Annotated in this window: 17 protein-coding genes, 1 tRNA gene and 1 pseudogene; 11 read left to right on the forward strand and 8 right to left on the reverse strand. The window is 43.7% G+C overall.

The genetic code is table 11. The features are described from left to right. Window positions 1-36: 36 nt before the first annotated feature. Both BUR09_RS15750 and murJ read right to left on the reverse strand, forming a co-directional pair. Window positions 37-2,808, reverse strand: a complete 2,772-nt coding sequence (locus BUR09_RS15750; protein ID WP_074217904.1) for a hybrid sensor histidine kinase/response regulator — start codon at window positions 2,806-2,808, stop codon at window positions 37-39. 104 nt (window positions 2,809-2,912) lie between these two features. After that, window positions 2,913-4,451 (reverse strand): murein biosynthesis integral membrane protein MurJ, encoded by a 1,539-nt coding sequence (gene murJ / locus BUR09_RS15755; RefSeq protein ID WP_084539528.1) that lies wholly within the window; start codon window positions 4,449-4,451, stop codon window positions 2,913-2,915. 133 nt (window positions 4,452-4,584) lie between these two features. On the opposite strand from murJ, the gene BUR09_RS15760 reads away from it, so the two are divergent. The 4 genes from BUR09_RS15760 to BUR09_RS15775 all read left to right on the forward strand — a co-directional run bounded on the left by BUR09_RS15760 (window position 4,585) and on the right by BUR09_RS15775 (window position 8,388). Further along, window positions 4,585-5,457 carry an ABC transporter permease gene (locus BUR09_RS15760; protein ID WP_074217906.1) on the forward strand — a complete coding sequence of 291 codons (873 nt, stop codon included), beginning with the start codon at window positions 4,585-4,587 and terminating at the stop codon, window positions 5,455-5,457. Then, window positions 5,450-6,250, forward strand: coding sequence for an ABC transporter permease (locus BUR09_RS15765; protein WP_074217907.1), 801 nt, complete (start codon window positions 5,450-5,452; stop codon window positions 6,248-6,250). The genes BUR09_RS15760 and BUR09_RS15765 overlap by 8 nt, the downstream gene beginning before the upstream one ends. Window positions 6,251-6,289: 39 nt before the next feature. Further along, a complete protein-coding gene (locus BUR09_RS15770) occupies window positions 6,290-7,234 on the forward strand; it encodes a DMT family transporter (RefSeq protein ID WP_074217908.1) in 945 nt (314 codons plus the stop codon). Window positions 7,235-7,485: 251 nt separating this feature from the next. Then, window positions 7,486-8,388: a DMT family transporter gene (locus BUR09_RS15775; protein ID WP_074217909.1), complete on the forward strand. Its 903-nt coding sequence runs from the start codon at window positions 7,486-7,488 to the stop codon at window positions 8,386-8,388. A gap of 127 nt (window positions 8,389-8,515) precedes the next feature. On the opposite strand, the gene BUR09_RS15780 is transcribed toward BUR09_RS15775, so the two are convergent. The 4 genes from BUR09_RS15780 to BUR09_RS15795 are packed head-to-tail and all read right to left on the reverse strand — an operon-like array spanning window position 8,516 to window position 11,794. Then, window positions 8,516-10,114 carry a DEAD/DEAH box helicase gene (locus BUR09_RS15780; RefSeq protein ID WP_074217910.1) on the reverse strand — a complete coding sequence of 533 codons (1,599 nt, stop codon included), beginning with the start codon at window positions 10,112-10,114 and terminating at the stop codon, window positions 8,516-8,518. A gap of 30 nt (window positions 10,115-10,144) precedes the next feature. Then, complete coding sequence (locus tag BUR09_RS15785; RefSeq protein ID WP_074217911.1) at window positions 10,145-10,435, reverse strand: GIY-YIG nuclease family protein; 291 nt, start codon at window positions 10,433-10,435, stop codon at window positions 10,145-10,147. A 46-nt stretch (window positions 10,436-10,481) separates the two neighbouring features. Next, on the reverse strand, window positions 10,482-11,201 hold the full coding sequence (locus BUR09_RS15790) for a metal-dependent hydrolase (protein WP_074217912.1): 720 nt from the start codon (window positions 11,199-11,201) through the stop codon (window positions 10,482-10,484). A 29-nt stretch (window positions 11,202-11,230) separates the two neighbouring features. Then, window positions 11,231-11,794, reverse strand: a complete 564-nt coding sequence (locus tag BUR09_RS15795; protein WP_074217913.1) for a UbiX family flavin prenyltransferase — start codon at window positions 11,792-11,794, stop codon at window positions 11,231-11,233. A gap of 471 nt (window positions 11,795-12,265) precedes the next feature. Here BUR09_RS15795 and BUR09_RS15800 point away from each other — a divergent pair. From BUR09_RS15800 to BUR09_RS15815, 4 genes are all read left to right on the forward strand, one after another. Next, window positions 12,266-12,342, forward strand: a tRNA-Arg gene (locus BUR09_RS15800). Between the two features lie 185 nt (window positions 12,343-12,527). After that, the gene (locus BUR09_RS15805) at window positions 12,528-13,721 is read left to right on the forward strand and encodes a tyrosine-type recombinase/integrase (RefSeq protein ID WP_074217914.1); all 1,194 of its coding nucleotides are present in this window, start codon (window positions 12,528-12,530) and stop codon (window positions 13,719-13,721) included. 261 nt (window positions 13,722-13,982) lie between these two features. Then, window positions 13,983-14,174, forward strand: a complete 192-nt coding sequence (locus BUR09_RS15810) for a helix-turn-helix transcriptional regulator (RefSeq protein WP_084539529.1) — start codon at window positions 13,983-13,985, stop codon at window positions 14,172-14,174. A gap of 3 nt (window positions 14,175-14,177) precedes the next feature. Beyond that, on the forward strand, window positions 14,178-15,476 hold the full coding sequence (locus BUR09_RS15815; RefSeq protein WP_074217916.1) for a hypothetical protein: 1,299 nt from the start codon (window positions 14,178-14,180) through the stop codon (window positions 15,474-15,476). Window positions 15,477-15,571: 95 nt separating this feature from the next. Here the strand turns inward: BUR09_RS15815 and BUR09_RS15820 are convergent. Next, window positions 15,572-16,677 (reverse strand): annotated as a pseudogene (locus BUR09_RS15820) (IS3 family transposase); the annotation flags it as partial. Window positions 16,678-16,951: 274 nt separating this feature from the next. Between BUR09_RS15820 and BUR09_RS15830 the strand changes: the two are divergent. Continuing rightward, entirely contained in the window at window positions 16,952-18,346 is a 1,395-nt protein-coding gene (locus BUR09_RS15830) for an MBOAT family O-acyltransferase (protein ID WP_074217918.1), read from the forward strand. Beyond that, window positions 18,315-19,400: a hypothetical protein gene (locus tag BUR09_RS15835; protein ID WP_074217919.1), complete on the forward strand. Its 1,086-nt coding sequence runs from the start codon at window positions 18,315-18,317 to the stop codon at window positions 19,398-19,400. Before BUR09_RS15830 ends, BUR09_RS15835 begins: the two co-directional genes overlap by 32 nt. A 511-nt stretch (window positions 19,401-19,911) precedes the next feature. Here the strand turns inward: BUR09_RS15835 and BUR09_RS15840 are convergent. Continuing rightward, window positions 19,912-20,484, reverse strand: a complete 573-nt coding sequence (locus BUR09_RS15840) for a hypothetical protein (protein ID WP_074217920.1) — start codon at window positions 20,482-20,484, stop codon at window positions 19,912-19,914. Between the two features lie 809 nt (window positions 20,485-21,293). Here BUR09_RS15840 and BUR09_RS15845 point away from each other — a divergent pair. Further along, complete coding sequence (locus tag BUR09_RS15845) at window positions 21,294-22,724, forward strand: carbon starvation CstA family protein (protein WP_074217921.1); 1,431 nt, start codon at window positions 21,294-21,296, stop codon at window positions 22,722-22,724. The last annotated feature ends 108 nt before the right edge of the window (window positions 22,725-22,832 follow it).

Genomic DNA, 22,832 nt, shown 5'->3' on the forward strand with positions numbered 1-22,832 from the left:
CGGGGCTTTTTTTGTGTCTTCTCTTCGGGCTTAAAGCTACAAAACAAAAAGGCGCTTCATTGAAGCACAAACAGTCTGTAAAGCTTCCTCAAGCGCATCAATTACGGCAACATCTACTTTTCCTGCCTTCGCACACTGTTCCAACTTTTCCGCACAAGCAAAAAGCTCTTTTGCTGAGATATTCCCACTGGCTCCTGCAAGTGTATGCGCCTTACCGGCTACCCCCTTCCAGTCACGGGCATCAAAAAGAGCTCGAATATCCTTAGCGGCATCCGCATAAGTCTCAAAGAAGGTTTTCACCACAAGAAGATAAATTCGGCTTTTGCCGTTTAATCTTTCCACACCTTCTGCAATTGCCAAGCCCGGAAGATTATCAGGAAGCACAGGGTAGTCCACAACTCTTGAATTCGATGATTCTGCCGATAGCTGTCCCGTCTCATTAATATCGTGCGAAAAGGATTCTGGCTGCGGTTGTCTAGGGGCATGTTCTTTCAAAAGCTGTACGAGTGCATCCAGTTCTACCGGCTTGGTTAAATATCCATTCATACCAGCTTGCGCAGCTTTCTCTCTGTCTTCCTTCAAGGCATGTGCAGTCATGGCAATGACTGGCAACTCTGTAAGCTCTAGATCTTCCCGCACTCGTTTTGTTGTTTCAAATCCATCCATACCCGGCAACTGAATATCCATCAGCACCAAATCGTACGCACAAATTGAAAGCAGTTCTATGGCACTGTTGCCATCTTTTGCAATGGTTACAGTCACGCCAAGGTATTCCAAAATTTCACGAATTACCTGCTGGTTGATAGGGTTATCCTCAACCACAAGAACAGTAAGTCCCTTCAGGCAACCAGCTTCTATTGCCCCCCCAGAAGACACATTTTTGTCGGAATCAAGAGCACGTAGTATCTGCACCTTAAGCTGGGCAAAAGTAACAGGACGGCGTAAAAACCCCGTCAGCGTAAAAGCACGCTCGCGCTCAGGCAAAGATTCATCTCCAAGCCTTGCAGCTATCAACACCTTGAGTTCCGGATGCTCACAAAGATAATTTACCAAAGCACCTGTCATCTCCAGTAATTCTTTGCCGCCCAAGACTACAAGATCAAATTCCGCCCTCTGTGACTGGTGCTCAAGCTGAAGCAACACCTGTCTTTCTGTACCAAGTACAACAGCAAACATGTCCAGTTCTGCAAACAGGTTCCGCCACATTGCGCGCGCAGCAATGGAAGGCTCAAGAACGAGTACACGCCATCCGGAAAACAATGGTAACAACTGCTTACGCTCATATTCTGCCACTGCAAACGGTAATACTACAGTAAAGATACTACCTTTACCCACAGCACTATCTACAGAAATGGAGCCGTTCATAAGTGAAACAAGCTCTGCCACAATGGAAAGCCCTAAACCGGTTCCTCCGTAATGACGAGATGTAGAACCATCTGCCTGCACAAAGGTATCAAACAACGTCTTCTGCGCTTCCTTGGCAATACCAATACCTTTATCCTTTACTGAAAAGGCGAGCTGCACCACTTCATCGTTCTCTCGAGCATGAGGAATCTGAATCGGCTTAGCAATACCATCTTTTACGGCTACATGCAGTTCGATTGCGCCACGGTCTGTAAATTTAAATGCATTCCCCACAAGGTTTAATAAAATCTGTTTCAGCCGAAAAGAATCACCCCGCATAACAGCCGGAACTCCTTCGTCCACGACAATCACCAGATCCATCTCTTTCACAGCAACTTTTTCAGTAAAGATAATAGCAAGCTCATCAAGCACATCACGAAGAATAAAGTTGGTTTCTTCAATCTCCAGCTTTTTTGCTTCCAGCTTGGAAAGATCAAGCACGCCGTTAATTAGATGCAGTAAGCTTTGCGATGATGACGCTATTATTTCTGCATACTCCCGCTGCTTGTTGCTTAGATCAGTTGTTTGCAACATATTTGTCATACCGAGAATTGCGTTCATCGGAGTACGCAGTTCATGACTTACACTTGCGATAAATTCACTTTTTGCCTTGTTCGCTGTCTCAGCTTCCTTTGTGGCCTGTTCGAGCTCCAACGTCCGTTCAAGTACCTGCATTTCAAGATTACGGCTCTCTGAGTGCAAAAACATGTCATGAGCCTCGATATGATCAAGCATGCCGTTAAAAGAATCTGTCAATTCTGCAAGCTCCCCCATTCCTTCACGCTTTGCCCGCAAGGCATAAGTTCGCTCTTCACGTACTCTACGGGCAGTATCGGAAAGTGCCCGCAATGGGCGCAGTAACGTTCTGACAATAAGCAAAATGATCATTAGTACGACGATAGAGCTCGCCAGGATATTAGCTGCTACCGAGGGAAGAAAAAGACTTAGAAAATGATGATGTTGGGGCTCAAAGGTTGCGATAGACACAATCCTGCCCACAAGAGAATCGTTGTAATAAATGGGGAGATCTACAACATACTCAGGCGATGCTGAGGAAGGAATTTCTTTGGCTTCTTTTCCTCTATACGATCCGCAAATCAGATTGCCTTTAGCATCATATAAAAAAAGCCCTGCAGTATTTTTGTAAGCCAACTCATCATGAATAAATTTGTCAGCCTCTTCGATATGCCCCGCTCCTAACGGGCTGGACAAATGAGTTGCCAAGACCTTTACATGCTCTACGTGATGCTGTGCAAAATTTTGTTTTCGCTGATCAATTGCGAACAGGTAGTATGCGATATTGAAAAGAATAAGAAATATTGCAGTTAATAGAATACTGACTGCAATAAAATTTTTCGTATAGCTGTCGGGAAAAAAGCGCAGCTTTAACATTCGCTTCAGCATTGCAATACCGCCTGATTATAGTCCCATTAAACACACAGAAAATGCAAGATACCGCTTTTTTTTAAATAACGCAGCCAATTTTTCTAATCAATTAATAACTTAGCTTAGTTAGAAACATTACGTCCTTTTTTTAATACCATTAAAAAAAGTAACCGCGCGTCAGGGCTGCGTCCAATATACAGGAATATAATATATCCCAAGGCCAACACAGGAATACTCAACAGTCCTGCAATTCCAAACGGCAACATCCGCCAGCAGATGAAGCCTACTCCGAGACTCATCAGGACATACACAAGATTCCACTTACTCAGCTGTGCTAACAGCCCTTCTTTTCGCAGTAAGATGTACAACAAAATACAATTCACCCAGCCACCGCAAGAAACGGCAAAAGCAAGCCCTGCACCGCCCCAAAACTGCATAAAAAGTGCTCCCAAAAACACAGCTATTACCAGATTACACCCACCTGCCAACAACGGAATACGACTGTTTTGCCTTGCGTAATAACCACTTAACAAAGGGCGAGTCATGGAAAATGCTGGAAGTCCCAGAGTAAAAGCCTGCAACATGGAAGAAGCCATAGCAGCATCCAGAGCAGAAAATGCTCCCCGTTCAAAAAATAACTGAAACACAGGATAGGCCAGAACATACAGCCCGACAGCAGCCGGAAGTGACAAAAAAAGCGTAAACTGCACAGCAGAAGACAACACTTCGCCATATTTTTGTTTATCGTTAGAAACAGCGAGAGAAGACAACGCCGGAAGAACGGCAACACCAATGGCTACCCCGATCAGTCCTAATGGAAACTGCACAAGCCTATCCGCAAAATAAAGCTTCGCAATAGTCCCCTTAGGCTGAAACGATGCAAGCATTGTGACGAGCACAACGCTAAGCTGGAACACCGCGCCGCTTAGAACAGTAGGTACGACATTTTTCCCTAAAGCAACGGCATGATGATCATGCAACTTCCAATCCCCCCACCAAAGACTTCCATCACGAAGAGACATTAGCTGCAAAAGAACCTGAAAGACACCACCTAGCACTAGAGATATACAAAGAGTTTCAGCCACCGGTAACGAGCATAACCACGCAATTCCGGCACCCAGCACCAACGTACAATTTAAAACTAAAGGCGCTAAGGCAGGCGCATTAAACTGCTTACGGCTATGCAACACACCTGAAAGCAACGCCACAAGGCCGATGCATACAAAGTAAGGCAAGCTCATTTGTAATAGTGCATCTGCATGAGCAAAGACAGCAGACGACATGGATAGTCCCGGAGCCAGAACTCTGGCGAGTGTCTTACTTCCATACTCAGCCAGCACCAGCAGCAAAGAAAAGATTCCAACAGTCCAAAGAAAGCAAGTGCGGACAAGCGATGCTGCCCTCGCCTCACCTTCTGCTTCACGCACTCGCGTTACCGTTGCTGTAACAGCGGAAGAAAGAGAACCTTCCGCAAATAATTTTCTGAACAAGTTTGGAATACGGAAAGCCACAATCAACGCGTCAGCTATCGGTCCTGCACCTAGAAGAGACGCTATCAGCACATCACGCAACAACCCTACTATTCTAGAAATAAAGCTACCTGCAGAAACCACTGCGGCTGAGAGAGATACGTTCATCCATGAATTTGATTGAGATTCCATATAGCCCTATGTCTTTAGTGTAAAAATATCTAATGTGATATAGTGGTTGTTGAGCTTGCATTCAAATTGTACGTTAGCCGCGGTTTCTGTAAGGTACCAAAAATTTCTTTATGATCTACAGCAGCAAAAACACATGTCTAATAATTCTATTTCATTGCACTTACGCTATTTATCGCCATTGCTCATTCCTTTTTTCCTCTTTTTTGTAGGTGGAATAGCACTAGCCGTTCTTCAATCACTGGGAATGGGGCTGCCATTCCCCTATGAAGGCGGTCTCCTCGATAGCTACAAGGCATTGATGACCCCTTATATGCTGCGGTCGTTTCTTCTGTCCATCAAAGTCGGCGGTCTGGCTGCACTCTTTTCCGTTGCTATCGGAACTCTTTTAGCAGTGGGATTATGGAGAATGCCATCCTTATTGCAGCAGGCAGGAATTATCTACAAAATCCCCCTTATTCTGCCGCATCTTGCTGTAGGCTTCATTGTCTTTTTTTTCTGGGCAAAATCAGGACTCATTTCATCAGCCATGTTCCATGCAGGACTGACCAAAACACCACAAGATTTTCCTTCTATTCTATTCGGCGGAGACGGGTGGGGAATGATCATCGCGTATACATACAAACAAATTCCATTTGCCCTTCTTATGGTCTACGCCTCACTTAAACGTTTAGACATGCGGCTTCTGGAGACTGCCTATATGCTTGGTGCCGGACATTTCCGTGCTTTCCGTACCGTCACCTACCCGCATATCAGCAGCACTCTTCACTCAACGTTCTGCATTTTGTTTCTGGTCGGGTTCGGTGCATTTGAAATCCCATTTCTACTCGGGGGGTCTCAGCCTGCCATGCTCAGCATTGAAGCATACAACATGTATTTCAGAAAAGAACTTTACCACCGCCCACAAGCCATGGCGATTTTGATCGGTATTTTCCTTTTTTCCACTGTGTTCCTTACACTTTATCTTCGGTCTGTAGCCCCAAAACGTCCGGAAAAAATCAATGACTAAAATCAAACTACGCCACCAGATGCTCTTCTTGTTCTTTGTACTCTTCTTTGCCGGTCCCACTGTAGTACTTATTGTTTCCCTGTTTGCTCCAGGATGGACGTGGCCGGATATTGTTCCTGCGGAATACTCTACCAAGGCATTACAATCCATATTGCTGCACAGTAATTCTATCGCCTTGCACCTTGGAGTCTCCGTACTCTACTCGCTGGCAACAACCTTCTGCGCGCTGCTACTCTCCATACTACCGGCCTATCATATTGCCCGAGTGCACTTTGCCGGAAAAAACTTACTGCAAGGGATACTGCTTACACCTGCATTGATTCCAGCAATGACATTTTCCATGGGCATCCATCACGTATTCATTAAATTTTCACTAGCAGACACATTCTTAGGTGTTGTCCTGATCTTGACTATTTTCAGCTACCCGTACATGTTTCGCGCCCTTATCTCAGGATTTGAGGCATACAGCGAGGAATACGAACTCTGCGCCAAAAACCTCGGTGCTTCCTTATGGATGCGCCTACGCTACGTAACCTTTCCACTCTTGCTCCCAAGCATGGTTGCTGGTGGTTCCGTGGTCTTTCTGGTGGCTTTTTCCGATTACTATCTCGTATTCCTCATTGGAGGCGGCGTAGTACCGTCGTTTACAGGTTATCTGTTCCCCTTCATCACTGGGGCTGACAGAGCCATGGCAAGCGCGCTAACGCTCATATTCCTCATTGTTCCTGTAATACTGTTTGTTCTTGTGGAGTATTCAGTACGCCGTTTCTATCAACGTACTGAACTCTATTAACGCTACTTTGATCTCGGCATTCTACACCGCACTACGCTTATGATAACAAAACATTCTTCTCTGCTTCCGCAGATTTCCCTTTGTGCTGCCATGACACTGTGGGCAAGCTCTTTTGTAGCTATGAAATATGCCATTGTAGCATTTTCACCAATGCTGGTTGTGTTCTGCCGTATGGCCATCGCCTCTCTTGTGCTTCTTACGCAATGGCATCGGATCGAATTAAAAAAAATCCCCCGTGCCCACTGGAAGACCTTTGCCTTCCTAGTACTGTGCGAACCATGCCTCCTCTTTATCTTTGAAGCTCATGCACTCAAATATACATCAGCTTCACAAGCGGGGATGATCTGCTCCATTGTTCCTATCTTCGTAGCTGTAGGGTCCTACCTGCTGTACAAAGAAAAGCAGCCCAGAATTGTCTGGACTGGATTTATTACCGCCATTGGTGGTGTGGCACTTCTCTCTATGAAAAGCATCGCCACAGAAACCGCTCCAAATCCACTTCTAGGGAACTTTTTTGAGATGATGGCAATGCTGTCAGCCACTGGTTATATTTTGACTGCCAAGCGCCTTTGTGCGTCATATTCAGCCTTCACACTGACAGCCTTACAAGCATGGATTGGAACACTCTTCTTTTTCCCAATCCTCTTACTATCTGGTGAGACGATTCCGACAAACGTACAGCCAGAGGCCGTGATGGCTATTCTGTACCTGGGAACCGCTGTAAGCTTTGGGGCATACCTTTTCTATAACTACGGTCTACGTCATGTCCCTGCAGCTCAGGCATCTGCCTACGGCAACCTGATTCCAGTTATTGCCCTTGGCCTCGGACACATTATCCTCTCAGAAACCCTCACCGTGTTACAGTATGCTGCCTGTGTTTTTGTTCTCGCCGGAGTCTGGATGAGCCAACGACGAACCAGCCCGAAAACAACAGAAAATTTACCTACTGAAACACAGCGACGTTCTGCAATTCAAGAACAATAAAAATCCGTCACTATCTGATTTACAACGTAATCGAAAGTGACTACTCACAAAGTGTTCTGCATGTAGTAGCGGCTTAAAGAACCACTACTACTTTTACTTTTTAGAGGCTATGTCAGGGCGGACAATAATAACAGTGCTCCGCAAGGATTACTGCTCTACTGTCCCCTTCTCTCGACTGCGATCGGCTGTTCCCTGATTATTCATAACCAGCAGCCGCTCCTTTCTGATTCTATTTTCAGGATTTCAAAACAATGTTTAGTAAAGACTACCTTCTTCCAACCTTGGCGCTTTTCGGTGCTATGGTTCTGTGGGCGAGTTCCTTTATCGCCATGAAGATTGCTGTGAGTGGCTTTTCGCCTATTGCTGTTGTGTTTGGACGCATGGCTATCGCATCCTTTCTCTTTCTTGTTCTTTGGAAGAATTTTCGTGGTCTTAAAGTCCGACGACAAGACTGGAAGCAACTTATCTTTATGGCGCTATGCGAACCCTGCCTCTACTTTGTATTAGAAGCATACGCGCTTAAATATACATCTGCGACACAGGCAGGAATGATTGTCGCAACCCTTCCGGTGTTTGTTGCTATTGCTGCATTCTTTATTCTTAAAGAAAAGCTGGCACTACGAGTTTGGATCGGATTCTTTCTCGCAGCAGGAGGTGTAGCGATGCTCTCATGGGGGGCAACAGCTACTGAAAACGCACCAAACCCACTGCTCGGCAATACATTGGAAACACTCGCCATGGTAGCTGCCACAGGCTACATGGTCACTGCAAAAAGTCTTTCCAACCGCTACTCGCCATTGTTCATTACAGCATTGCAGGCATGGGTCGGCGCAATATTCTTTTTGCCGCTTCTTGCATTTACTCCGGGAGCAATCCCGACAGAATTTCCGCATGACGCAACTATCGCAGTCCTCTACCTTGCAAGCGTTGTAACAATGGTCGCATACGGACTGTATAACTACGGGTTAAGTAAGGTTCCTGCTGGTCAGGCCTCAGGCTTCACCAACCTTATTCCTGTGTTTACTATGCTTATGGGCTTTGCCTTTCTGGGAGACCGCCTCTCACTCATACAATTCATAGCGTGCGGTCTGGTATTAAGCGGTGTTATCCTTACCCAGATATCACCATCCAAAAAAGCTGCGGCAACTGCATAGGACACCGCTAACACGCCCTCAACACGTAGATACTGAACTCGTTTCACCCACGCCCAACCCCATCCATAACACCAAAAAAAAAAGGCTGCCCAAAGGCAGCCTTTTTCATTTCTATCATTAAGGAATCTTAACGACGGGAAGCAGGTTCAACAAACAGTTTATTGCCGCGAATCTGGTTACCGTTCATTACATTAAGAACTTCCTGTGCGTAGTCTTCTGGAACTTCAACGAAGGAGAAGCGATCGTAGATATCGATTGCACCAATCATTTTACCAGGAAGACCGGATTCACCAGCAATAGCACCTACGATATCGCGTGCGCCAATACGGCTCTTACGGCCAACGTTGATGAACAGACGAACCATACCAGCCTGTGCACCAGTGTCACCAAAAGATTTCTTCTGTTCAGGCATTGTATCGCCAAGTTCACGATGCATGAGAATTTTAAGCAGAGCAGCTGCCATCTCAGCAGTAGTGAGGTCGCCATCAAATTCGTTCTGAATGAAGTCGTCAACGATTGTGAGGTAACGATCAAGCTCATGCTTGTGGATGTTCTCACGGATTTCGTCGAGCAGCTTGCTAGATTTCGCATTTTCAACGTCCGCAATGGTTGGAACCTGATGCTGAACGATGCGAGCTTTAGTAAAGCGTTTGATATCGCGAAGCTTCCAGAATTCTTTACCGGAAACAAAAGTAAATGCACGACCCATACGACCTGCACGACCAGTACGACCGATACGGTGAACATAGTATTCTACGTCGTTTGGAATATCGTAGTTAACTACTGCTTCAACATCGTCTACGTCGATACCACGAGCAGCTACGTCTGTTGCAACGAGCACTTCGATGTTGCCTTTACGGAAACGGTTCATAACACGGTCACGCTGCGTCTGGTTCAAGTTACCGTGCAAGCCGTCTGCCTGATATCCTCGACCCTGAAGATTTGCTGTAAGTTCGTCTACACCGCGTTTAGTAGAACAGAAAACGATGGTGAGTTTCGGGTTGTATACATCGAGTACACGGCAGAGTGCATCCATTTTCTGGAACGGACGAACTTCATAGTAGATCTGTTCGATGTTAGGAACAGTAAGAACTTTCTGAGTAACTTTGAGGAACTCAGGAGTCTTAAGGAAGCGTTTTGCAAGCTGCAAAATCTCGTCACGCATAGTAGCGGAGAAGAATACAGTCTGGCTTTCTTCCGGTACCTGCTCAAGGATGAACTCGATGTCATCACGGAAGCCCATATCGAGCATTTCGTCCGCTTCATCAAGAACAGCCATATTGATATCCTGAAGAGAAATGGTACCACGTTTCATGTGGTCCATAATACGGCCCGGAGTACCAACAATAACCTGCACGCCACGACGAAGAGCTTTGATCTGACGTTCGATTGGCTGGCCACCGTAAATTGGCAGAACAAACAAACCACGCTTACGTTTCGCAAGCTGGCTCATCTCTGTTGCTACCTGAATAGCAAGCTCACGGGTTGGGCAAAGAATGATTGCCTGTGGAGATTTATGACGCACGTCCACTTTTTCCAAAACTGGAATACCGAACGCTGCGGTTTTACCCGTACCGGTCTGAGCCTGACCAATTACATCCTTACCTTCGAGAAGGTGAGGAATAGCCATAGCCTGAATAGGAGATGCTTCTTCAAATCCCATGTCTTCAATGGATTTCAATAACTCCGGAGAAAGAGGGAGTTCAGAAAAAATACATCTTTCCATAATAAAATTCCTTATGCACTAACTGGCATCTTATGACTGCGCTGCAGAAGAAGCGAGCTCTCTGACGCACCTATTCAGAGTTTCTACTTTCTTGCCGGAGGGCTGTCTTTTTATGTTACATTCTATCTTAGAAGCAGTGCTCCGATCCGGAACAAAGGCGCTAGCAATCAGGGACACGGGACGTCTGGAGCGAGTGTATTTTGCTCCTTTTCCCGAGTTATGTTCGCCAAGGCGTCTGTTCATATCGGTTGTTATGCCGCAATAAAGCGAACCATCTGAACATTGCACAAGATAGACTACCCAACTCTTTTTTATCGACATCGTTTTGTCTTGCACGATACCAGTCTATGCAGTGGTCTGACCTCTGCTAGCATTTGCAGGCTGCAGCGGTTGTATTTTCAAGCTTCAAAGTATCACCCGGTTTCAAGTCGTAGAGGCGACAATCCGGAGCATAATTCTGCAACTGGTAAGCAAAATCTTTTGTGTTCTGGTCAAGGACGGGGAAGGTGCCCCAGTGCATCGGTATCACGCTCTTGCACTTAAGCAGGCTGCAAGCGAGTGCAGCCTGTCTTGCGTCCATTGTAAACACGCCGCCTATCGGCAGCAGGGCGAGATCGATGTCATACAATCGCCCCCATAATTCCATTCCTGAGAAAATTCCTGTGTCACCGGCATGATATACGGTGTATCCGTCATCCAATCGGAAAATGTACCCGACAGGGGCACCGGATTCTGTAGAATGGTAGGCTTGTGTCATGGTCACACTAACACCTTCCACCACAATTGTTCCACCGATATTAAAACCGATACCATTAATAACCTGTTCCTGCGGAACGCCAGCTTCTACAAGCCGTTCCGCCGTGCCCACAATAGCACCAAGCTTTGCACCTGTGGCTCTGCAAATATCTACTGTTGAACCAGTATGATCTCCATGATCATGAGTTACGAACACTGCATCCGGCTTTGATGCCTTCTGCCAAACAGTAGCAGCAGAAGGATTCCCTTCAAAAAATGGATCAATTAAAATTGTTGCTGAGGGAGTCTTCAGTTGAAAATTTGCGTGTCCATTCCATTGCAGTTCCTGCATGTGCTGTCCTCCGGCTAAAGATGAAGCGGCTACATGCCGTTCCAGCGTTTAACTAAAGAATGTTCAATGCCTAAATGATCGAGCATTCTACCTACCAAATGAGTACAAATATCTTCTATCGTCTCAGGCTTTGAATAAAAGCCTGGAGTAGGCGGCATAATAAGCGCACCAGCTTCATCAGCGGCAAGCATATTCTGCAAATGAATTCGGTTGAGCGGAGTTTCGCGAGGAACAAGAATAAGCTTTCTGCGTTCTTTCAATGTCACGTCAGCAGCTCTATGTATAAGGTTAGAGCCGATGCCGTTAGCAATGGCACCAAGAGAAGCCATTGAACAAGGGCACACTATCATACCGTCATGCAGCCATGAACCACTTGCCGGTGCTGCCCCGAATTCGTGCTGTGTGTAAACAGTGTTTGCGTAGGAGGTAAGCTGATCGAGATCCAGCCCTGATTCAAGCTCAAGGACTGTCTTGGCTGCATCAGATACAATAAGATGTACCTCAGCCTGAGAAGTAGCGGCGAGTTCTTTGAGCAGCGTAACAGACAGCGGCATGCCGCTGGCACCTGTCACTGCTACAACAATCTTTTTCATGACTCTCACTTACTATCGAAACATTTCAGTTCCGGTGTACATTAAAAAACGCAGGCTAGACAAATTAACAGTTGAGCGAAAATTCGCTATACTTTTTTGCCTTGCAAGCGGCTTTAACAAACTAATTATGCGAGTGCTAGCGAAATAAACTGCAAATGAAATTTTTTTGCCTTCTTGTACAATTTTGTAAAAATACACTTCTCTTTTTGTCATTTGTTGTACTAAGTTCAAAATATTCGTAGCTCAAATAGCTTAAAATGACAAATATGTAATTCTAACGCCACACCTGATGCAATCCGAGACACCTCGAGACATCATGAATCACCCGCGATCCTTCCACATACTCTACACTCACCCTATGCAATGTCCGTTTCCGCGTTTTGTTACCTTACACCATTTTAAGCAGTCAGTGCATGACAACTCGTTATATAACTTGACATCATTGGCGCTCAAGTCTACTTAATCGCCCACGGGCTATTAGCTCAGCTGGATAGAGCGCTGCCCTCCGGAGGCAGAGGCCACAGGTTCGACTCCTGTATAGCCCGCCACGCTGAACAATTTTCTTGAAAGATGCTGTAAAGGAAATCCTTGTATACCAAGGGTTTCCTTTTTTTGTTTGTTCGGTTTTGTAAGATGCTGAAAGTTGACGTGTACTCAAAGTCGTGAGTAACAATTGGAGTAACTTCTTTGATTAGGTTTAAAGTTACTCACATGTTACTCATAAGGAAACACGATGTCTCTTACTGCCAAGAAAATTGAATCTGCAAAACCTAGCAATAAACTATATCGAATCACAGACTCTCACGGATTGTGTCTTGAAGTACCGCCCACTGGTCAAAAGCGTTGGCGGCTTAGATATCGTGTAGATGGAAAGTCGAAGATGATCTCTTTAGGAACTTATCCAGAAGTCACCCTCAAGGAAGCGCGGAAAAAGCGTGATGTAATGCGAGTGCAGATAGCGGACTCAGTTGATCCTTCTTTACTCCGCAAAGCAGAAATAAGCAAACAACAAAATAAGACCCAAAACACTTTCGAAGCAATTTCTCTGGAGTGGGCAGAAAAACACTTCATTAATAAAAGCTTAAAGACAAGAGCCACCGATTTAAGCAGATTGGAACGTGATGTTCTTCCAATTATTGGCGCAAAACAAATAGCCGAAGTCTCAACTCTCGACATGCTAAAACTAGTTGAGCGCATCGAAAAACGAGGCGCCTACGAAGCAGCAAGACGGACTCGGGCGTTGTGTTCTAGAATTTTCCGCTATGCCATTGCGTTAGAAAAAATTGACAAAAACCCTGCCGACAATGCCCGCGCCTTTCTCACCCCCCTTCCAGCCATTGTTAAACATCATGCAGCCCTCACATCTCCTGACGACGTCACGCAACTCATGAGGGCAATTGACGAGTTTGAAGGCCACTTTGTTGTTAAATGTGCTTTGCAAACAGTTGCCTATACCTTTCTAAGAAGTAGTGAGCTTAGGTTTGGGTCATGGTCGGAAATTGATTTTGATAACGCAATATGGCGCATTCCAGCAGAACGAATGAAAGCGAAACATGCCCATGAAGTTCCACTACCAACACAAGTTATTTCAATTTTACATGAGTTGTACCCATTAACTCATGATGCAAAATATATATTTCCAAGTGTGCGCTCTATAGCAAGGCCACTGTCTGAAAATACGATCAATGCAGCTCTCCGACGTTTAGGCTTTTCGAAAGAGCAAATGACTTGCCATGGATTCAGAGGGATGGCTTCCACCACCCTCAACCGCGAAGGATTCAATTCAGATTGGATTGAGTCCCAGCTTGCCCATAAAGAAAAAAACATGGTGAGGGCAGCCTACAACCATGCTGACTACTATTCTGATCGCAAAAAGATGATGCAGTGGTATGCGGATCATTTGGACTTACTTTGTCATGAGCGGTAGCCTCCACGAGCACAACTTTACTTGTTACCACCTAAAAAGCCTGTTGGAATTTTCCGACGGGCTTTTTTAACACACCACAACGCACACTTCTTTGCATAAATTTACAAAGATTTTAGGTTATATACAACGCATACCATCCCCACCTATCTGAATTCATCAACTTCCATACTAGCACACAAGCCAGTTTCGGCATTTTTTTAATGCATGACATGGCCGCCGAATATTTCTTCTAATGTCGTGCTCAACCTCTTTGGAGGAAAAATGGAACTTATCAAATTCCCAGAAACTGGCTTCCTACGCGAAAAAAATCTTTACAGCTTTGTTCCAGTATCTCGAACAACTCTATGGCAGTGGGTACGTGCAGACAAATTCCCAAAACCAATAAAGTTGGCAGCGCGAACTACTGTCTGGCGTGCTGAAGATGTTCGCAAGTGGATCAAACAGCAGGGGTAAACAATGAACACATCCTCTACCCCTGCTATTGAGCCAGATCAATACGCTACTGGCAAACTGCCCATTACTTACGATTTCAAACAAGAAGATGGATGGATTTCAGTAAAAAATAGCGCCTTCTTCTCGTTAGCTAAAGATCTTAAACGCGAGCTCATTGATCAAGAAATTGTCACAAACCATACTAAATCTAGACGAGGAAAACATCTTGAAGCCAATTTAATGAGTTGTACTCGACGCTCCGAAAGTTCAATCCTTCGGTATTACGAAGATAATAAAGCACATGTCCAAGTCATGCATTGTCAAAGCAAATATTGTTTTGACTGCTCTGAAGCGCGGATGCGCCGTAATATTAAAGATGTATTATCCTACTTAAGACCCATTATTTTAAAGTACAAATGTCCAACAGCTTATCATTTTGTATTTACATTACCTAAAAATGTTCAAAGAAAAATCTTAGAAAACAAAAAAAAAGAGAATAATCTTTTAACAAAAATTAAACGTATCATCTACCAATGTATGCTTTCGACAAATAATGTTCGAAACAAAAACATACTACTTCACAAAAATAGACATGTAGTGGGAAATAACTCGCTCATGAACTTCAATCTACATTATCACTTTGTCGCAATCGCTGGGATATATGTAGAAACAGTTAACCAGAAGAAGAAAGAGTACACAATTTGCACTAATACGATATCTGGCCATGTTGCCCCTGAAACAATACATGCGATTAATGCAAAATGGAAAAAAGTGCTTCAAAAATTCAGTAATGACCCAACGATTAATTCAATCGTAAAAGTGCGCTATGCAAATTTAAAAAAGAGCCACAAGCAAAACATGAAGATTGTTACACGATTATTCATGTATGTGGGTAGATCCTTTGGAAAACATTTTGCTACTGCACCGTGTTTCTACCACCCGGAAAAAAAAGAGGTTGTCCTTTGTAGTAGCAATGATGGCGTAAGAGAATACAAAACATATTCTTTTTGGGAATACCTTCAACAGTGGATCTTCGTAAGAGACAATCGAAAAGCCCGTTGCGAGGGGATTCTAGGCGCACGAGATCGTTTTGCAAAAGTACTTGGTATCCAAAAAGTGGAAGACAAAATTATCCCAGAAATGGTTGACTATGACCCTGCTGAAATAAAGAGATTTAGAAACAAAACCCCAAAAAACAAAATCAGTAATCGAACAGAAGTATACCTCAAAGACGAAACTGGGAGCTTACGACACATCCCGCCTTCAACCTACGAGTTTGGTCTGCGCGGGAAAAACAAACGTTGGGAAGTTACTCCAGCTTAATCATGCGATATTAATTTAATAAACGAGCGTGTTCTCTGCTTTTTTGAGAACGCGCTTTTTTCTCTTTCCTTACTGTAAACCTCCCCTAGTTGCTGCCACCTAAAAGTAGAAATTTTGCAAGGGGAGTTTGCTTCAAGAAACTCTGCCGGTGTAAGGTCTCCGAGAGATTCATGAGGCCGTTCTTCGTTGTATTCCTTAATCCAATGTTCTGTGCGTTCTTTAACTTCTTCCAGAATAGAAAAAAGATAGTAATCCAGAACTTCACTACGATAAGTACGATTAAAGCGCTCAATGTATGAATTCTGTGTGGGTTTCCCTGGCTGAATGTACTCCAAACACACACCGTTGCTTTCTGCCCAATCGACCATCGCTACAGAGACAAGTTCCGGGCCGTTGTCCATTCTGAGCTTTTCCGGCAAACCTCTCCACGCCACAAGTCGATCCAGCACACGGAGCACCCGTCTCGTGGGTAAACTGGTATCAATTTCAATAGCTAAACATTCACGGTTAAAGTCATCAAGGACATTGAATGTTCTGAATCCTTGCCCGCTCATCAGCGCATCGTGCATGAAGTCTATCGACCAACAGTTGTTTGCATCGACAGGTACGGCAAGAGGTTCTGGATTCCGTGATGGAAGCCTTCTCTTCCCTTTGCGCCGTAAGTTCATTTTCAGCATGCAGTATACACGGTAAACACGCTTATGATTCCAACGGTGACCTTGGCGTCGTATGAGTCGAAATAACTTTGCAAAGCCATATCTGGGATATCTCTCGGCCAGCTGAAGAAGCAATTCGATTACAGGTGTGTCGTCTCGTGGAGCAGGCTTATAGCTGTAAACTGATCGCCACTGGTTCAGAGCAGCACAGGAACGTCGAACGCTCATGCCGTGCTCTTCAGTCATAAAATCTATCAATTCGCGTTTCTCAACTGGCGTTAAAGCTTTTTTGCGATCACGTCCTTTAGAGCTTCATTTTCAAGACTTAAATCAGCAAACATACGTTTAAGGCGACGGTTTTCCTCTTCAAGCTCTTTCATTCGCCGTATGTCAGATGCTTCCATTCCACCATATTTCGATTTCCACTTGTAATATGTCGCAGGACTGACGCCATGTTCACGGCAAACATCGGCAACCTTTCGTCCGCCTTCAACCTCATTAAGAATTCGAATGATCTGATGTTCCGTAAATCGAGATTTCCGCATCGAATTAGCCTCCTTATAGGCTGATACGTTATCGAAAATCTCTACTTTTGGCTGATCTTATTTTACGGGAGGGTTACATTACGACAGCTATAACCTACTGAAATTATTAGTCCCGACTTTTATGTACTTTTTAGGGACACCACAACCGCACCCAAAGTGGCTTAACTTGGTGTCCACATTTTTATTGTAGGATCATATTGAGGAACCCTTGTAAAAACAAAAGATGTTTTGTAGTTAAGGCAACTTAACTACAATAATATGAAAGGTTGAAGTGATGCTGTTTTTCGAGATTGACTTCTTGTTGTTTATTTCTGTTTTTCTTACAATATATTGCTTCCTACGCGGAACACCACGCATTAGCTTTATCTTATTAGCTAGTTACATTTTTTATGGTTGGTGGGATTATCGTTTTTTAGCGCTGCTGCTGATTTCTACACTTGTTGATTATGCGGTAGGGTTAAAGCTTGAAAATGAGCAGCAGACTCAAAAAAGAAAAATGTTGTTAGTGGCTAGCCTATGTACCAACTTAGGAATTCTTTTCTTTTTTAAGTACTTTAATTTCTTCTTAGATAGTTTTTATTACGCATTTAACGTTTCCTCCAGTGACAGGTATCTTTTAGAGATAGCTCTTCCTCCGGGTATTTCATTTTATACCTTCCAGACTCTTTCTTATACTATCGACGTATATCAAAAAAGATTTCCAGCAGAAAAAAGTCTGCTCGCTTTTTCTACGTATGTAGCATTTTTCCCACAACTTATAGCTGGCCCAATTGAGCGACCTGGAAAGCTTTTACCACAGATTAAAAAAGAAGTGTCTTTTCAGTGGCCGAATATCTATGTTGGTTTTAGATACTTTCTTTGCGGTTGCTTTAAAAAAATGTTTATTGCTGACAACTTGGCCAAAGTTGCAGATAAAGCCTTTGCTGCACCAGATCAGACTACATCAATTGGCCTCCTTATTGGTGCGTATTGTTTTGCTTTGCAAATTTATTGTGACTTTTCAGGATACTCGGATATGGCCCGCGGCTTAGCAAAATGTATAGGTATTAATTTGAGTAATAACTTTAATCTGCCTTATCTTTCCGCCTCGCTAGGAGAATTCTGGCGCCGTTGGCATATTACGTTATCTTACTGGTTGCGAGATTATGTTTATATACCATTAGGCGGTTCACGCTCCGGAATCACAGGGCATATTCGAAACCTGCTTATTACCTTTACATTGTCTGGCTTATGGCATGGAGCCGATTGGAACTTTGTGTTGTGGGGCATTTTACATGCTGTATGGATAACTTTTGAATTAATTGCTCGACAGGTGACTACGTTTAGGCTTCCAAAAATACTAAGTATCTTTATCACCTTAAATATTGTTGTCTTATTATGGGTACTATTTAGAGCGGATAGTGTTTCAACCGCACTTATCTATTACAAAAATTTGATAGCACCAACGACATCATATTTTGTTGATGGAGATCTCGCCACATTAGCAATGCTAGCCTTTTACTCAAGCCCATTAGTGTTATTTTCTCTATGGCAGTACTCTTCAGATACCCTTACTCCAGACTATAAAATGAATAACTATGTTCACGCTTCTGCGCTGGGTGTGATTCTTTTTGTAATGATCTTTTTAGGAGCTGAAAATGGCCAGCAATTTATCTATTTCCAATTTTAAATTTCCATCTACTCTTAAGTATTTTTTTATAGTGGCTACCACTTTTATGTTTTTGAATTGTGGACTGTTTTTTGTCGCGCCATATTTTGACTCTAACTACATTTTAATGAACTCAGTTACTGACTCAAGTTGGAAAAAGGGAGGTGAGTACCTTTTTCTTGGCGATAGTCGCTCACACCAAGGGCTAATTCCTTCTGTATTTGAAGATACTTTGGCTGCAAATGGGATTAAAAGTACAGCGGTTAACCTCGCCCGTCCCGGCATGCAGATTCCTTTTGCATATTACTTTAGCCAAAGGGTCTTTGATGAGGCAGATATTCAGCCCAAAAATATAGTAGTTAACTTTAGCTTTTATCTTCTAGGTGGAAAGCAGTGGATGAAAGATATTTATTTTTCTTATTATCGTCCTTCACTAAAAGAAGTAGTGCTCGCTCTTTCAATGAAGCTTTGCTCTTTCAATAAGGCTACTAAATGGTATGTTAAAACTAGACTGGGTGCCTGGATGTTTAGGAAATCTGCCAATAGTATGCTGAATAATTATTTTTTGAATTACAAAGCATTTGAGAAGGAAGCAGCTTCGGTAAAAAAAATGAGAGTGGAGGCTTCCTTCGATTATGCTAAGGGGTATGTAAGTAGAGGGGATTCGCATATTACTGCGGCGGATTTGAAACCGCATGCCTATTCTAAAGGTTATGCACGTAAGTCTAGTGTTTTTTTTAAGTACTTGAAAAAAATGCTTCAGGAAACGTCTGCAAGGAATATTAATGTCTATATCTACAGATTTCCATGGCCTAAAATGCGCAATGACGATGAAGGATTTCATGAAATTTTAGACCACTATTGGGGAGTACTTAAAAGAGAGACTCAAGGAAGTAAGCATGTTTATTTTCTAGATGAAAAATATTTTTGGCCAAACGAAAATTTTGTCGATCCGCTTCATGTTAACCAGATTGGCGCAGAGCGTTTGACGACGCTGCTTGCAAAGAAAATTGCAAAGCATAAGGCTGAAGAAACAGCTCGTTATAAAAAAATGAATTTTGCGCAAGTTAATTGAGATACGTTACGTAGAAATATGATGTGAAAACATCCTCGACATTATAAGGGTTGACGTCTTCCCATAAGCTTACGCTCTTACTTCAACCCCAAATTCGTTATCTTAGAAAAAAAGTTCAAAAAAAATTCACGATTGCGAGTAACCATACGAGTAACATGCAACCGCGAATCAAAATTATTCTTTATTTTAAATAAGTTAAGCCAGAAATTCGACTCCTGTATAGCCCGCCATGCTGAGAAATTCTAGCGAAGAATACCAAAAGGGAACTCCTTGTAAATCAAGGAGTTCCCTTTTTTGTTTATATTAGCCTGTAAGATCTCTTAATGCTGAAGAAGGTTAATACCATGAGTAACAATTGGAGTAACTCCCTCAAGCTGATTCGAAGTTACTTGTATCACATACCATCTACAAAATTATGCCCACCCAAAAAGCCCCGCCTGCAACATATGCACGGCGGGGCTTCATATAGAGTTAGCGACCTGTCGATAAGAAAGAAGTATCGTTGAAAATGTTATTTATTGTTTTCAACGGCATAAAGTGCAATGGATTCCGGTACAGAAGGGAGTCCTTCTGCTTTTTTAGGAGTAAAAGCAAGCACACGGTTCAGACCTGTAGGGCTGACAAGGTAATCGTACATTTCTACCGCATATTCAGAAGACGCAGACACGCCCTGTTCTTTTATAAAGTTAATGTACTGGGCAAATTCACGTGTAGTATTCGCACCATTCACGCTATATGCATTTTTACGCCAACCTTTGCCCCACTTTACAACTCTTGAACCTTCAAGTGGTTTTAATGAGGTATTAGCTACAGGAACTAACATGCGCTGAACAAAGAGGATTGTTTCGCCATTGGTAAACACTTTTGAATGCATAGAACCGTGTGGAAGTCTGCCGGTCACTTCTGTATTCAAAGGAATACTTACTGAAGTCTGACCTACTTCCTGAAAATCAGTTGGAATGGTGACAGCATATGAGCCATAGCCAACAGTTTTGTCAGCGGTGTTTGTACCAGCCTGAGCTGTTAAAGCAAAAAGAGAAACACAAAGAAACGCAAAAACTAATCTTTTAAATACGCTATTCATAATAACCTCACTTATTTTTCGTTTTGTGAAGTTATATATAGCAATCGCATCACCCTATGAACATTGGCTAATTGTTTAAATTGCATCCCGACAAATAAAGGAGGGCATTCCCGAGAAATAAAGGAGACGTTCCCAAAAATTGAGCTACATAAATTTGCTGATTCTTTTCAAACTATTGACGTACAGCAAGCAATATTGGTCCAAAATCCTGAGACATTAATATACTGCTGACACCATAACTCACCAAAATCAAACGCTATCAGTAACCTTGCCAAAGACATACTGCATAGACACATATAACGAATCATCCTGTGTTTAATAGCGCACCTAACTGGCTACCATTGCGCCCACTCTACCCTTTTTAACAAGCTCCAAAGCAATATCATCCAAAGATGATAACCTCCCTTTCCATCACAACAATGTAACTTGTTACACTGTTTCCTCAATGTTCCATTTTCATATTTCCTATATCCCTCGACACGAACATCATCCTCGTTCAAAAACATTGACCATCAAGGCTATTCAAAGAAATATCCTACTTTTCAAGCAGGAGATGAGCGCTCCTTCAACATAATAAATGCAACGCACTTGAAAACGATGCAGTTACTATCATTCCAACAACTTAAAGCATAGAAGCACCTGAAAACACTATGCTTTAACTTTTTTTAACAACGTTCCTTTTGGCTCTATAAGCTGTTTTTTGTATGTAACAACAGCTTTCACGATATGCGGCTCCCTTTTTTCCGCTATCAATTGCTCTTGAAAGCTGAAATCCCAAACACATGCGCCTTAGCGCAAAAGGAACAAGCATGGTTTACTTTTTTATTGCTGCTGCAATGCTTATCATTGGGTACTTCACCTACGGTAAGCTTGTAGAAAACATCTTTGGTGCTGATGACAGCATCCCAACTCCTGCAGTCCGCCTTGAAGACGGCGTTGACTTTGTCCGCATAAAAAAATGGAACATCAACCTTATCCAGCTGCTCAACATCGCAGGTCTCGGTCCTATTTTTGGTCCTATCCTTGGTGCCCTCTACGGCCCTGTTGCGCTTGTCTGGGTTGTTATCGGTTGCATTTTCGCAGGAGCGGTTCACGACTACTTCTCCGGCATGCTTTCTGTCCGCGAAGATGGTAAGTCAGTTCCGGAAATCGTTGGTGCTAACCTTGGCCTCACTGCTAAACAACTTATGAACATTATTTCCATCGTCCTGCTGCTGCTCGTAGGCGTGGTATTTGTTCTCGGCCCTGCTGCACTGCTTGCAAAGAAAATCAGCTTTGGTCTCGATCCTGCGGTTGCTAAATACGTCTGGACCGGATTTATTTTTGTATACTACTTCATCGCTACTATTCTTCCTGTTGATAAAATCATCGGGCGAATTTACCCGCTCTTCGGGGTCGCGCTGCTTATCATGGCATTCGGCCTGCTTACTATGCTGATTGTTAAAGGGTACGACTTCTACCCTAACGGCCTTGATCTGCGCAACACACACCCTAACGATCTGCCAATGTGGCCACTCATCTTCATCACCATTGCGTGTGGTGCCATTTCCGGCTTCCACGCTACCCAGTCTCCACTTATGGCTCGCTGCCTTCCTAAAGAAAGCGACGGTCGTCCGGTATTCTACGGTGCAATGATCGGTGAAGGTCTTATTGCTCTCGTATGGGTAACCCTCGGCATGAGCTTCTACCAGACTCCAGAAGCGCTGCAGGCAGCTCTCGCAAATGGTGGTCCGGCTGCTGTTGTAGACCAGATTTCCACAACCCTCATGGGACCTGTGGGTGGTCTGCTTGCAATCATCGGTGTTATTGCTCTGCCAATCACCTCCGGTGACACCGCATTCCGTTCCGCCCGTCTCATCATTGCAGACTTCTTTAAGTTCTCTCAGAAAGAGAACTCCAAGCGTCTTATGATTGCAATCCCGCTCTTCCTTGTCGGTTTTGCAATCACTAAAACTGAGTTTGCAGTAATCTGGCGCTACTTCGGTCTCACCAACCAGTCCCTCGCAACTATTGTTCTCTGGACTGCGGGTGTGTACCTTGCACGCCACGCTAAAACACACTGGATTGCAACCATTCCGGCAACCTTTATGACTGCCGTTTCTACAACCTACCTGTGTAATGCAAAAATAGGCTTTAACATGCCTTACGAAACCTCTGTTATCGTTGGTGCGGCTTTCGCAGCACTCTGCTTCGCATGGTTCATGTTCAAAAGCGGCAAACTAGCAGCTTCAACCAAGTAGTTTCACTACATACGGTTAAATAAAAAAGGGTCGTGACATTATGTCACGACCCTTTTCCATGTGTACTGCATAAAACGAAGCAGCCAGTCAGCGATGCGTACTGTCATA

The sequence above is a fragment of the Halodesulfovibrio marinisediminis DSM 17456 genome, from assembly GCF_900129975.1.
GTDB lineage: Bacteria > Desulfobacterota > Desulfovibrionia > Desulfovibrionales > Desulfovibrionaceae > Halodesulfovibrio > Halodesulfovibrio marinisediminis.

What these genes read in the sequence shown, in the direction of transcription:
- BUR09_RS15750 (WP_074217904.1), bottom strand. Translation starts at nt 2,808, where the DNA reads ATGCTGAAGCGAATGTTAAAGCTGCGCTTTTTTCCCGACAGCTATACG.
- murJ (WP_084539528.1), bottom strand. Translation starts at nt 4,451, where the DNA reads ATGGAATCTCAATCAAATTCATGGATGAACGTATCTCTCTCAGCCGCA.
- BUR09_RS15760 (WP_074217906.1), top strand. Translation starts at nt 4,585, where the DNA reads ATGTCTAATAATTCTATTTCATTGCACTTACGCTATTTATCGCCATTG.
- BUR09_RS15765 (WP_074217907.1), top strand. Translation starts at nt 5,450, where the DNA reads ATGACTAAAATCAAACTACGCCACCAGATGCTCTTCTTGTTCTTTGTA.
- BUR09_RS15770 (WP_074217908.1), top strand. Translation starts at nt 6,290, where the DNA reads ATGATAACAAAACATTCTTCTCTGCTTCCGCAGATTTCCCTTTGTGCT.
- BUR09_RS15775 (WP_074217909.1), top strand. Translation starts at nt 7,486, where the DNA reads ATGTTTAGTAAAGACTACCTTCTTCCAACCTTGGCGCTTTTCGGTGCT.
- BUR09_RS15780 (WP_074217910.1), bottom strand. Translation starts at nt 10,114, where the DNA reads ATGGAAAGATGTATTTTTTCTGAACTCCCTCTTTCTCCGGAGTTATTG.
- BUR09_RS15785 (WP_074217911.1), bottom strand. Translation starts at nt 10,435, where the DNA reads ATGTCGATAAAAAAGAGTTGGGTAGTCTATCTTGTGCAATGTTCAGAT.
- BUR09_RS15790 (WP_074217912.1), bottom strand. Translation starts at nt 11,201, where the DNA reads ATGCAGGAACTGCAATGGAATGGACACGCAAATTTTCAACTGAAGACT.
- BUR09_RS15795 (WP_074217913.1), bottom strand. Translation starts at nt 11,794, where the DNA reads ATGAAAAAGATTGTTGTAGCAGTGACAGGTGCCAGCGGCATGCCGCTG.
- BUR09_RS15805 (WP_074217914.1), top strand. Translation starts at nt 12,528, where the DNA reads ATGTCTCTTACTGCCAAGAAAATTGAATCTGCAAAACCTAGCAATAAA.
- BUR09_RS15810 (WP_084539529.1), top strand. Translation starts at nt 13,983, where the DNA reads ATGGAACTTATCAAATTCCCAGAAACTGGCTTCCTACGCGAAAAAAAT.
- BUR09_RS15815 (WP_074217916.1), top strand. Translation starts at nt 14,178, where the DNA reads ATGAACACATCCTCTACCCCTGCTATTGAGCCAGATCAATACGCTACT.
- BUR09_RS15830 (WP_074217918.1), top strand. Translation starts at nt 16,952, where the DNA reads ATGCTGTTTTTCGAGATTGACTTCTTGTTGTTTATTTCTGTTTTTCTT.
- BUR09_RS15835 (WP_074217919.1), top strand. Translation starts at nt 18,315, where the DNA reads ATGGCCAGCAATTTATCTATTTCCAATTTTAAATTTCCATCTACTCTT.
- BUR09_RS15840 (WP_074217920.1), bottom strand. Translation starts at nt 20,484, where the DNA reads ATGAATAGCGTATTTAAAAGATTAGTTTTTGCGTTTCTTTGTGTTTCT.
- BUR09_RS15845 (WP_074217921.1), top strand. Translation starts at nt 21,294, where the DNA reads ATGGTTTACTTTTTTATTGCTGCTGCAATGCTTATCATTGGGTACTTC.